We start from the raw sequence: 12,690 nt of genomic DNA on the forward strand, positions 1-12,690 counted from the left end.
TTTTTATTTGAGTGTAAATCCTATTGCCGCCAGTTCTTTGTTTAGATCTTTTGCAATTTTTTTAATATCTGTATTGTTATCCATTCTCTCAACGTGAATCATTTTTCCAATGCTTAATGTTTTCGTGTTATCAACACTCTTGTTATTAATAGTGCCTGTTGGAAATTTGGGGATCGGCGCTTGTCTAATTAACGAATTTGCAATTTCTGCAGTTTTCTTTATATTTTCGAAGTTATCGGGATTTAAAACATACTCTTTTTCGTGGAGTACTGCTAATTTTCCACCCTTAAATGAGCCAGTGTATCCTCCAGTATCCAAGCTAGCAATGTATCCCATGTCTCTTAGATCATCTATAGAATAATCTTTAAACCCATATTCCTCGCGATACTCATTGTTTTCCTCATGTAATTCTTGTTGCCTATCTGAGTCACTAGTTCCATATCTTTTATAAATGTTGTACCACTCAACTTTATTATCTATGTAGTCTTCATATGCTTTTTCTTCTGCACTTTTTCTATTCTTAGAACTAGTAGGCTTGTCTCCATTTACTTCTTTTAATTTATCGGCTGCTTCATCAAGTTTATCAATTAGATTACCCTCGATGACATCCCCTAACTTTTTCATGTCGTCTTTAACTGAATCGCTCATGCGATCAAGTTCTGATAGAAGATTATTTACATGCCCTTTATTAGCTTTTTCTATTAACTCATTATAATATCTTTGATCATCTATCTTATCCTGCCAATACTGTTGCTCTGCTTCCTTCTTACGATTCAATTCATCTAATTCAATCTCATACTTTTCTTGTGCAGCATCTCTTTCGGCATCTATTTCCTTTTTCTTTGTATCTAAATTATGTTGTAGATTTTCTTTTCTTAGATCAACTTCTCGATCATGTTTCATTTCTTCAATTTCTTCTAATTTATCAGCCAGCTCTTCTTCTAGTTCTAATATAGAAGCTTTAGTTTCAGTAGAATCGTCAAGTGAAAGTTCATTAATTTTACCTCTTATCTCTTGTGCTTCACCCTCGGATTTAGCTAATTTCTTGTTAAAGTCATCTTCGCTTTCTTGATCTTCAATAGCGTCGAGTTGTTTATTGATAATGTCTTCGTATTTAGAAAGTTCATCATCAAGCAGATCCATCTTTTCATCGTGGGCATCTTTAAAAGCATCAATCTCTTCTTCAATAGCTTCAACTTCATATTCTTGACGTTCTCTGTAATAATCTTTCATAGCTTCTACAGCATCTCTGACAGCACTTTCTAAATCAATTTGCCACTGGTCTAATTGCTCTTGACGTTCTTGGGCACCTTCTTCTAATTGACGCTGCTTTTCTTCTTCAAGCTCTATTTCTTTGTCAATTAACTCATTTTTAACTCTGAAAATCTCGCGTTCTATCTCTTTGCGAACCTCGGCATTCTCTTTATGAGTCTCTAGTACACGTTCATAAGCAGCTAATTCTTGCTCTAGTGACAGACGATTATAATATTTTTCTTGTTCTATCCAATCTTTAGAGTGACGCAATTTTTCATTCATAAGGTTTTCATTCAAATGAGTTAGTTCTAAATCAAGAGATTGATAAGCTTCTTTATTTTTAGATAAATATTCTTGATGAGATTTTTGAAGTTTGTCTAATGCTTTGATCTGTTCTTCAGTAGACCAGTTATGTTTATCGGTAAGATATTTTATATAACTTAGTTCTTCTTTATATGCCTCTTCAAGAGGATCACTACTAGAGGATGATGAACTCTTAGAGGAAGTACCAGTGCTTCCATTTAAGAGATTATCTCTTGTTTGTAAAAGATACTCTAGATGTCCTTTTTGACGTTCTATTACATCTATCTGATCTGATTTATCTACCATATCAGAAAACATCGCACCTACAGCTGTACTTGATATTAATCCTTTATTGGACATCTCTTCCATCTTTGCGTATTGCTGTTCATATATCGCATATTCTGCTTGAAGAATTTGTAATCTTATATTCGACTCTTCAATAGTTGTGTTTGTTTTCTCTATTTCCGCATTTATAAACTCAATTTTTTCTTCTTTTTTAGCGGAAATAAAGTTTAATATCTCATCATTTGTTAGTCCTAAGACATTTATAAAATCATCATATTTAGCTACAAGCCCATCTAATGTATCCTGTGTCAGTTTTCCTTCATCATTAATCTCTTCTTCTGCCTGTCTTAATAAGCTCATTTCCTCTTTTACTTGCGACACGTTTTCTTGAACTTCTGCTAACGTTAGAGGGAGATCGCTTAATGATTCATCTGTTTCTTCAACTTGAGTTTCAAATTCTTCAAATGTTTTTGAAAGCACTTTTGTAGATCTTTCCAAAACGCTTAATTCGTCTTTAATATTTTTCAATCCAGAAGAACTATATATCTTGGATAGATCAATTTGCTCACCTTCTTGGAGTTGTAAAATCTTCTCTATCTCATTTTTAAACAAGCTATGCATTCCATTAAAGTCTTCTTGAATCGCCTTTTCATTCACCTCAACAAAACTCTCAGCGAACGACTCAATAAACTTTTGTACAGTGCCATCTTCTATATCAAGTGTATCTGTAAATTCATAGAAAGGCTTCTTTAACGTATCAAGACTTTCTCTTACTTTTTGGCCAGTTTCATTTACCTTGCCATCGAAGATATCAATTGCTATTTCTGCTTGTTGTAAGTTCTCAGTAATATAATTACTATAATCTTTTATATCTTTCTTCTTACCAAATAAGTCGAACCTGATATCACTCTCGAGTTCTTTCGCTAGATCAGTATCTAAACCTTTTTCATAAACTAATCCTTCTACACCTGTTTTTAAATCATCTAAAAGGTTATTTAATTCATTCATATACTCTTGAGAACCTTGTTCTAGTTCACTAAGGTTGCTTTTAGAGAATAAATCTTTAAATAAAGTTAGTCCTTCTTCTTTTATAACTGCTTTATTGTACTCTTCAATAGCTTTTTTCTGATTCTCTAAATTCTCTGATAGTGTATCAGTAACGCCATCGATATTACTCAGAGAGTCACCATATATTATTTTTGCACGTTCAAGATTTAACTTGCGATATTCTTCAGTTAGCTCTCGAACTTCCTCTGAGGTAGCATATACAGCCTCTCCCTCATCGTCATAGTACTTGATAGATTTAGGTAGTATCTCATTGATCTCTTCACGAACTCGTTTTAATTCAGCTTGTTCTTCTAATGAAAGAGATAACTTCTCAGATAATATTTCATATTGTTCTGTTAGATCTTTTAGTTTATTGTAATTCTGTTCAAAGGATTGATAAGCATCTTTAGTTGATCTAACAAATTCCTCTTGTTCTCGCTTAGCCTCTGCAACATTGCCGGTAAATTCGGATATTACCCCCACCAAACCAGCAACCGCAACCGTTAAACCGAGTGTCATGGTTCCCTGTAATGCAATTGTGGCAAATCTTGCAGCTATAGCTGAATTCTTATATAAATTCATATGCCATGTTGTTTTCTCTATTTGAGTTGCAAAAGCACCAATTGTAGATGCTCTAATAGTACTATTAAATGCAATTAGAGCAGTGGTAGTTACACCGGCCACACTACCTACACTCCCAAATGTATCCGTTAACTTGGTCATTAACAATACAGTTGAAGTACCAAACTCTACAAAGTTTTTAACTGCCTCTGTATCGATAAAGTTCTGCCAAAAACCAACCGTAGCGTTTTGAAACTCTTTAACCTTTGCTTCCATTGAGTTTAAATAGTTTTCATACTCTTTTGCTGCTGATCCAGCCGAGTTAAGACCAACTTCCAAAGAGTCTGTGGCATCTTGCCAGTTAGCCAGGAGGGATGCAATGATGTTACCTTGTCGTTTACCGGCTACTAATTCAGTTATATTCGCTTGTTCAAAATCTGATAAATCTTCCCAAACTGTTGCTAAATCATTAAAGATGTCATATGTAGACTTAAAAGTGTTTTCATCCTGTTTTAAAGTCAATCCAAGATTTTTGAACGACGATTCTAGAGTAGGTACTAAACGTGAAAGATCTTCACCTTCCTCTCCGATACCTCTTATACGCATTGATACTGTTTTTAGAGCTGTACCTACGCTTGCAGGATCTTGAATAGTTGTATTTGCAGCTACTATTAATGCAACTGACTCTTCAATAGTATTTCCTGCTTCTTTTAATGAACTTGCTGATCGCCTTAGTCCTTCACCTAGCCCGGCACTAGATGTACTAAACTCATTTCCTACCTGATTGTATAAATCGATTATCTTTCTTACATTTTTACCCTGTTCATCAACCTCAATGCCAAAACCTTTGATAGCAGATAGTAATGCTTTGTTAGCATCCTCAACTTCCATGTCTCCAACGTTTGCATATATAATGGTTTCTTCGGTCAACTTCTGAGCCTGTTGAATGTTGTAGCCTAATCTAGCCCACTCTGTACCAGAATTGATTACGTCTACAGTCATAGCACCTAGACTTTGTGCAACTTTATTTGATGTTGCTTCAAAGTTTCTGTAAGTCTCCTCTGTTTCATCGGTGACTTTTCGGAGGTTGGTCATTGCTTTATCTATTTCGTAGATATATTGAATCCCTTGCTGAAAGGAACGGATAGGAAAGTAAAACGCTGTCATGGCTCCCATCCAGATAGGAATACGAGCTGCTGCAATTTTAAATTGTTCACCAAACCCTAAATTTCTCGCTGTAACTTCTCTCAAAGCTTCACTATTCTTATACAAACTACCCGTTGTTTTATCGACTGCACCCTTGATAATTCTATTCTGTTTATCATTCTCTTTTAATGAGGCTGTCCATTGTCCTGTAACTCTATTTAAAGATATCTCTCTAATTTCTCTATCTTTGTAAGCTTGATTTAATTTTAATGTGTTCTCAATTTCTTCTTCAGTTATATTACTACTTTTCAGTTGATTGTTTTGATCAATTAGAATCCCACGTTTAGATATCTCTTGAAGTTCTTTAATCTTTTCTCTAGTCTTATCAAGTTCCGCATTAGAATCTTTCATCGAAATAGAACGATTCAACTTCAACAGTTCATCTCTAGAAACTCGCCCATTATTTTTAAGCGTAATTAATTCTTTTCTAAGTTCTCTCTTAGCCTGTGTCAACTTCTTGGTTTCATTTTCTCTAGCCTTGAGATTATCAACAATCTTTGTTCCGACTACTTCATCATAGTTATTAAAAGTCGTAGTGCTTTTTACATTGTCATTCTCTCTAGTTTCAGTCGAACTTAGCTTGTTATTTTCTACATCTAATTTTTGTGTCTGCTGAATGAGTTTTCCTTGCTCTTCTAGAGCCTTATTATCTCTTTTTACAGCATTAGTATGTCCCTCAACGATCTTAGTCTTTTCATCAATTAATTCTTTAGACTTCGTGATTATTTCACCATTAGAAAGAGTAATCTCCTTTTGTTTCTCAATAGTTCCATTCTCTTTTTTAACAACTTGCTCATGTTCTTTAATAATTCTAGTTTGTTCTTTCTTAACTTGATTAAACTTATCTGCAATGCTAGCTAACTGCTTAAGCTGCTCCCCAGATATTCCATTCAGGTTAACTTTAATGTCGAGTTTATCAAACTTCGTTCTCAAACTTTTTAACTTCTTCTCAATCGTCTCCATCGACTTCTCTTTTAATGCAGCCTCAATGAGTATTCTTATATTATCTACCAATGTATCACTCCTTTTTTACACAACAAAAAAAGTATCGAAATTTGTCGACGATACTTTTGAAATGTGTTATGATTTTATCCTAAAATTCTAAATCCACTTAATAGGTATATTTAGAATTTTAGGATAAGAGGTGTTTTTTATTTTTTAATTGGGGGGAAATAATAGTTGGATACACAAAACAATGAGTTCAAAGATATTAATGAAAGAGATGAAAAAGAAACAAATGATATTAAACCTTGGTTTTCGATTTGGTTAAAACCGAGAAAAACAATGAGATATGTATTAGATACTAAGCCAGGCAAATTATTTTTGTTGATTTATTTAGGAATACTCGTCACAACTTTAGATCGTGGGGCTTCAAATGAACCAGGTGATACAATGAATCTATTTTCAATTTTATTTACTTATATTATAGGTTCACTTTTTTTTACTGCTATTGCTTATTACATAGTTCCATTATTATTGCGATGGACAGGAAGTTTATTAGGAGGTAGAGGAACCACTGAAGAAGTCCGTTATGCCTATGCCTATTCTTATATTCCATATGTCTATACATTGATATTTATTTGGATACCTTCATTATTATTATTTGGAATTAATAATTTTACTACTGAATATGCACATAGCATTTATAGCAGTTCAACGCTTACAAATTTAATGTTTATTTTCAATTTACTTGATTTAATTATAGCGATATGGGCTATTTTCACGACTATAAAATGTTTGGCTGAAGCTCATCAATTTTCATCTTGGAGATCATTAGGTGCAATAATAATAAGTTTCTTAGTAATATTTATACCTCTTTTTATATTATTTGCATTAATATTTCCAATATTAATTAATTTCGTGGTTAATTAACTTACTATTGAACAGCCCATTTTCATATATTGAAGTTAACGGGCTGTTTTTTCCAATAAAATTCCTCTTTTATCGGTCTAAATCTATTCGTTAATTATTTTCATAACTTTACTCATATCAATCTTTCTGTAGCAAATAAATAAAACTGACTCATATTGCTTCATATTTTCTTCAACTCGATAAAAATCTTTTTCAGAATCAATCCATTCTCTCATTTTATGATTTTTAACATTTTCAGCTAAGATAAAAGTATCTTTATAATAAACTACTCTATACCGTAGATACTTAGGTAATTCATAAATATTTTTATTTGTTTTTTTATCCCTACAAGCTCTTTGTCTACAAACATCATTACAATATTTTGCATCCCTTCTAGTGGCAAAAAACGCCATACCACAAACCATACAAAATTTTTCTCTTTTCAAATTGATCACTCACTCCATAACATTTTGTCACAATTGTCACAGATATTAGTGTTTCCAAATTTCAGTAAAAAGATAATAAGAGGCAATGAAGCCTCTTTAAATGATTAAACAAATATTCTGTTTTTCTCCTCCTCGAAGTCTCTAAGGTCATAAATTTGAGTAGTAGAAATATCTTCATGATGAGCAACATATTTTGAAACTAATTTCATGTCGATTCCAGATTCTAATAGATGTGTAATACATGAATTTTTAAATATATGTATATTTACTCTTCTTCCTAAGATATGGGATAATGTATCGCACAAAGCATCTGCCCAGTCGGCAGACATTTGTTTTGTTTGACCATGATGCTTAGTTGTAAAGATGTATTCGTGATCGTATCCACGAACTTCTACCCATTTTTTTAAGTAAGGTAAGACATCTAAAGGTATCATATACTGCAAAGGTTTTCCATCTGTCGATTTTCCTTTACCTCGAATAGTGTGAGAGAGAACATAACTCTGATTTTCAGGAATAGAGTAATCCAAAATTTCAGTTTTAAATTGAATGATTTCAGACTTTCTTGCTCCTACTCTAAATGCAGTTGCTAACCACGCCATGCCAAGATAATTTTCATCTTCGGCCAGCATTTCCATCAAAAGGTCGTACTCTTCTTTTGTAACTTTAATTTTTTCATATACTTTATTCTTGGGAATTGGGGGAAGTCCCCTAGTGAAGTTTCTAAATCTCGTATAATTCTCATCTTCATCAGCAACTACATTTTCAATATAATTACATAGGCTTGAAACACTATTTTGTTTAAATTTTTTAGAGCTTGAGGATAAACCATGATCTTCAAGAAAGCTACGATATCTTAAAAAATCACGTTTAGTTATTTTGTAAAGAGGTTTGTTATTCATTGAACTGTATATATAATATCCGAATTGACGTAATGCACTTCTATATTGCTTTTTTGTTTTAGGAGAGAAGTCTTGTACAGAAACAAATTCTTCTGCAATGATTCTAAAATCCTCATTGACCTCTCTCCACATTTCATCAGTTACTGCCGGCAATTTCTTAGCACGTTCTCTTAACATGTTCTTTTTAATTTTAGTAATAATCATCACCTACTTAATTTCTAGCATCCATACCGCGTTGATGAAGCCCATCTTTCATTGCCTGTTTGGCAATACCCTCTTCTTTTAGCCTACGTTTAGTTTCTTGAGTGAAGGGACGACCGTCTGTTAGCTCTTTTGGTACATCATAAGTGTAGCCTTCACCCGTTTCTACAATGTAAGCTACGTTTTTATCGCCATCTGATCGAACATTTTGAATTTCTAACGTTTTAGCATCTATCATTTTGGTTTCAATATTATCTTCATCAATTAATCCGTCTTGGTAATATTTCCGTTCATATACTTTTGGACTATAAGCATCATACACTTCATCTTCGATCTCTTCTTGCATAGTCTTAACTGCTGCTTTAGCGACATTATCATTTAAAGATTCTGTTATTTGCCTTGAGAGGTATTTTGTTAAGTCTCCTAAATTAGTGAAGTCCTTCGGCATTGTCCTCACCTTTGATTTTTTCATGGTTAATTGCAGAAGCCATAATCTCTCCAATTTGCTTACCCATCTGATTCGACTGTTCAATTGCTTTATTAATCTTTTCTAATTCATCTTTTTCAAATTGCTCAAATATTTGCTCATAAATTCCAGTATCCACTAGCTTTTCAGCTATGTTAAACAATTTATATAAATCTTCTTTTTTGGACATATCTAATTTCTCTAATCCTAAATTAGTAAACTGTTTAAGGATTAACATCTGACTCAACAACATCATATTTTGAACCTGATTGTAACTTACAGTTTCCTTTCTTAATACCTCAAATGCTTCTTGAAAATCTAAAAGCAACCTAGAAATCTTTGTGTCTCTAAACTTGATATATACATCAAGCTTAAAATCACCATCATTTAGATAAATAGTTTTCATTTCATTCAGTTTACTATCTAACTTATTTACATCTGTTAAAGATAATTTTTTAGCTATTTTAATCACTCCTTTTTAAATTTTAGTCCGATAAAACATTAATTTTATTTGGCAAATTAAATAGGGTAGACCATAATTGATCTACCCTTGCAAGATTTTATGCAGCAATTGGGATTCGTAAAGACTTCCCAAGTACATTTGAAGTCTTAGGTTTAACAACTCTTAATTTAGTCTCCATTGAAGTTGCCTGACGTTCAGATTGAGTACTAATGGAAAAACTTCCATCTGGTAGAGCATTTTCAAATTGAAATTGAATAAGGTTTAATGGCGCTTCAGTTCTCTCATCAATTTCTAAAGTTTCTAAAATTGCCTCAACACCTTTAGTAAAGGTATTTGTATCGAATTCGATGGTTTCAGTATTGGCATCTGTCTGGTATTTATATGTTCTAACTTCTACCTTATCACCTTCACTAACCCCACTAGCAAATGTTACAGTTTCACCTGAGAGAGTACCTGTATCAATCTCTTTTCCATCAGAATCAAATATCACTAAATCACTGTCAGATAATGGAGTATTCTTCAAGTTAATATCGGAAGAGCTGCCCACTTCATACCATTCAGGAAAAGCATAAGCAACTCCTGCACCTGTTACTATATCTTTACCAGCTTTCATTGCTACCCAATCATAGTGAAATTCTGTATCTGTTAAATTTAATTCAATATCTCTATTTGAATGGATAATCCCTCTTAATGGATCCCCTTGCCCTCCTCGAACTTCATTTTCACCAACAGTTACTGCAAGGCCTGCATCTGTCAAAGTCGTTGTCGCAAAAATCTTACCAGTTGCCTTATCTTTCAATAAGACTTTAAAAACATCTGCTATTATTCCCAAATTTTTTTCCTCCTTTAAAATAAAAAAAAGCAAAGGAATTTTCCCTTTACTTAGTCGCGTGATTTAAACCATTTAATTTACTTTTACTAACAAACAAATTATCGTACGGACTTTCTGATAATTTAAGATTTTCTGCATAGTGATTTATACTTACTTTTTCAGCACCTGCACATTTCATTCTTATAGCATTATCATAATCCTTTGATTTCGATATCCTATTAAAATCAGAATGTATTTGATAAATTGTTTGTTCAGATAATTGATCATAAGTCTTTCCTGCAGTAATGGATATTGTTGATATCATATCTTCCATTAAGATATTCGCTTTACCTTTTGCTCTAGCCTGCAACACTTCATTTGCCCACTCTTGAACTAAAGCATTTTTATAAACTTTAGGCTCATAAATTAAATTTTGAGTCATTGCCAGTTTTCTAAATTCATCGTAGTTTGTACTATGAATTCGATGAATCTCGTCAATTGCAAATACGTATGTATCATTATTACTTGTAAATCTAACTTCTTTTTGAATTATAAGTGAAAATAACTTTTCCAACCTTTTGATTATATTACTGTCTTTACTACTGAAAACTATTAAATCCAATAAGGGGAAATGATGAACTTTTTCATCAAAGTTATTCTTAGAATATTGTAAGAGGTATGAACATTCTACAAATTCATCATAGTCTTTCAATTTGATGGGGTATATTTGTCCTACACCGTCAAGATGACTAGGTTTGCCTAATATATGCCTAAGCGACTCCATTCTTACCACTTCCAATACTGTATCTCAACCGATACCCAATGTAACTTTCAGGAGCTTCTATTGGTTGCCCTGACTCAAATAATACGTTGCCTATTCCAGTGATCTTCTTATCAAAAATTAAGTTGTTAATATGATCACAAATCCAAGACAGCCTCATATCTCTTCCGTCATAATTAAAGTGTGACAGCACATCAAAATATATCTCTTGATTAGCCAAGTAGTAATTATCAGTATTTGATCTTCTACCTGGATAAAATAAAAGCCTACACTTAGCCTCTTTATCTAGGTTTTCTGATGTTGGAGTAGTTTTAATCCTATCCTCAATAATTCCCCATCTCTCACTAACATCCATATCTAGAATATTCGGCTTACTCTCATCTATAGGATCATCATTTCCATGAGTAGGTTTATAGTAAAGCAGCCTTAAAAGAGTTTCATCCGTAGTGAACAGTCGGTACAAATCTTTCATATTCTCTCTCATTTTCATGACATCACCACCTATACCACCAAATCTGCTTGCACGACAATAACACCCGTATTATTAATTACTTGGGTGTAGTCTAAATGAGTTATTTTATATGTTTGATTGTACATTGCTAATTCTTTATCTAATTTTAATTCTTCATGGTCTGTGTATCCTATTGCAATTAGAAGGCTGCCATCAGGAATGTTGATTTTACTGTCTATATCCGAATCTGCCAGCCCATTTCTAGACTTTACTATACTAGGAAAAAATACTGGGATATTTTGAGTGTCCCATATTGGTTTACCTACATCGTCATAATCCACGATTGCTCGTACTTCCGACATCAATGTTAGACTATTGTTACACCTAGTCATTTTACCCGACCAATAAAAATCCCTATCTTCTCTTTCAACAGTAATTAGATATGATTGATCTTCAAAACTGACACTATCACCATATTTAATATCATATACATCTTTTCGAATCAGAATGGTTTTATCTACATTCTTCTGCCAATCATTTGAATCATTAATGATACATTCAAAATCGAAATCAGCTTGATTTATTTTCACATAGGATTTCTCACACATTTCAAAGACCATTTCCTCGTTATCTCGACCACTCGACATCCATAAACTATAGTCTTTCATCAGTTAATACCTTTCATGATATTCCGCGTGAATGATCGATTTAATTCTGATTGTATATTAGTCAACATTTCTCTTAGTGCTACAATCTTGGACTGTATGCCAGTTACCTCAAGCTCAGACCTCTTATTGAAATGATTTGCAATTTGTAGAGACTCACTAAGCTCTCTTTCCCGATAGTTTTTATAAATCAATCGACCTAAAATTCTGTTGTGATGAACTGGTATTTCTTCTACTATACTTTCTCCATCAATTGTTAGTGTTTGACCTAAATTTTCTTCATACTCATACAATGCTGACTTTAGATATGCTTCAACTATATTTGATTCCACATTAACATCCAATTCTGGATATTTTGTTAAATCAATTTTTACTAATGAATAGAATACATCGTAAATATCCTCTAATTGTGTAGCCATAAGCTATCACTTCGTTTCTTTTTTAGATGTCTGTTTCTTTGCTTTTTTCTGTTCTTTTACATCGTTTACATTTTTTATATCAGATCCATCGACTTCTGCAATTGATTGACCAGTTTCAGTTTCAATAAACTTCATTTTCTTAGCATCAAGGCTATTTTCTTTGTATTCTTCTCTAGCTAGTAATACAATTTTTTCTCTTGTTCCATCGCTTAAGTTAGTTTGAAATACTTCTTTCAGATCATCTAATGACCCTTTTACATACTCTCTAAGATCATCACGACTTAAAGCATTTATATCAACAAATTCTGCTTCCTCTAAACCAAGTTCAGTTCTCATTGCTTGACTATCAATATATAAGTAACCTTTCTGAATTGTTTTACATGTATTAAAAATATGCCAAATATCTTCAGAATCAAGTTGAGTAAATGTACTAGGTTTTCTTAAGACAGAAGATTTACCATCAGATTTTACAATTCCTAGCGCTCCATTAGGCATATTATTGACAACTTTATATTTTTTCTTTGCCATTCTTGACCTCCATTTTGAATATTAAAAGGAAAGAGAGCAATTTCTCTTTCCTT

12 protein-coding genes are annotated in these 12,690 nt (G+C 32.7%); 1 reads left to right on the plus strand and 11 read right to left on the minus strand.

From position 1 onward, the window contains the following. Positions 1-3: 3 nt before the first annotated feature. Entirely contained in the window at positions 4-5,670 is a 5,667-nt protein-coding gene (locus tag ERL59_RS06515) for a phage tail tape measure protein (RefSeq protein WP_160645388.1), read from the minus strand. Positions 5,671-5,835: 165 nt separating this feature from the next. On the opposite strand from ERL59_RS06515, the gene ERL59_RS06520 reads away from it, so the two are divergent. Further along, complete coding sequence (locus tag ERL59_RS06520) at positions 5,836-6,528, plus strand: Yip1 family protein (protein ID WP_235929813.1); 693 nt, start codon at positions 5,836-5,838, stop codon at positions 6,526-6,528. A gap of 83 nt (positions 6,529-6,611) precedes the next feature. Here the strand turns inward: ERL59_RS06520 and ERL59_RS06525 are convergent, their stop codons facing one another. From ERL59_RS06525 to ERL59_RS06570, 10 genes are all read right to left on the minus strand, one after another. Next, the gene (locus ERL59_RS06525; protein WP_160645389.1) at positions 6,612-6,953 is read right to left on the minus strand and encodes a hypothetical protein; all 342 of its coding nucleotides are present in this window, start codon (positions 6,951-6,953) and stop codon (positions 6,612-6,614) included. Between the two features lie 104 nt (positions 6,954-7,057). Beyond that, positions 7,058-8,056, minus strand: coding sequence for a tyrosine-type recombinase/integrase (locus tag ERL59_RS06530; protein ID WP_160645390.1), 999 nt, complete (start codon positions 8,054-8,056; stop codon positions 7,058-7,060). A gap of 7 nt (positions 8,057-8,063) precedes the next feature. After that, the gene (locus tag ERL59_RS06535; protein ID WP_160645391.1) at positions 8,064-8,501 is read right to left on the minus strand and encodes a hypothetical protein; all 438 of its coding nucleotides are present in this window, start codon (positions 8,499-8,501) and stop codon (positions 8,064-8,066) included. Beyond that, positions 8,482-8,991, minus strand: a complete 510-nt coding sequence (locus tag ERL59_RS06540) for a hypothetical protein (RefSeq protein WP_160645392.1) — start codon at positions 8,989-8,991, stop codon at positions 8,482-8,484. Before ERL59_RS06540 ends, ERL59_RS06535 begins: the two co-directional genes overlap by 20 nt. 88 nt (positions 8,992-9,079) lie before the next feature. Next, a complete protein-coding gene (locus ERL59_RS06545) occupies positions 9,080-9,814 on the minus strand; it encodes a hypothetical protein (RefSeq protein ID WP_160645393.1) in 735 nt (244 codons plus the stop codon). 46 nt (positions 9,815-9,860) lie between these two features. After that, the gene (locus tag ERL59_RS06550) at positions 9,861-10,577 is read right to left on the minus strand and encodes a hypothetical protein (protein WP_160645394.1); all 717 of its coding nucleotides are present in this window, start codon (positions 10,575-10,577) and stop codon (positions 9,861-9,863) included. Continuing rightward, positions 10,564-11,064: a hypothetical protein gene (locus ERL59_RS06555; RefSeq protein WP_160645395.1), complete on the minus strand. Its 501-nt coding sequence runs from the start codon at positions 11,062-11,064 to the stop codon at positions 10,564-10,566. The genes ERL59_RS06550 and ERL59_RS06555 overlap by 14 nt, the downstream gene beginning before the upstream one ends. Positions 11,065-11,075: 11 nt before the next feature. Further along, the gene (locus tag ERL59_RS06560; protein WP_160645396.1) at positions 11,076-11,693 is read right to left on the minus strand and encodes a hypothetical protein; all 618 of its coding nucleotides are present in this window, start codon (positions 11,691-11,693) and stop codon (positions 11,076-11,078) included. After that, on the minus strand, positions 11,693-12,109 hold the full coding sequence (locus tag ERL59_RS06565; RefSeq protein WP_160645397.1) for a hypothetical protein: 417 nt from the start codon (positions 12,107-12,109) through the stop codon (positions 11,693-11,695). The genes ERL59_RS06560 and ERL59_RS06565 overlap by 1 nt, the downstream gene beginning before the upstream one ends. Before the next feature lie 6 nt (positions 12,110-12,115). Next, entirely contained in the window at positions 12,116-12,637 is a 522-nt protein-coding gene (locus ERL59_RS06570; RefSeq protein WP_160645398.1) for a hypothetical protein, read from the minus strand. Positions 12,638-12,690: the final 53 nt, after the last annotated feature.

The sequence above is a fragment of the Chengkuizengella marina genome, from assembly GCF_009910845.1.
GTDB lineage: Bacteria > Bacillota > Bacilli > Paenibacillales > KCTC-33759 > Chengkuizengella > Chengkuizengella marina.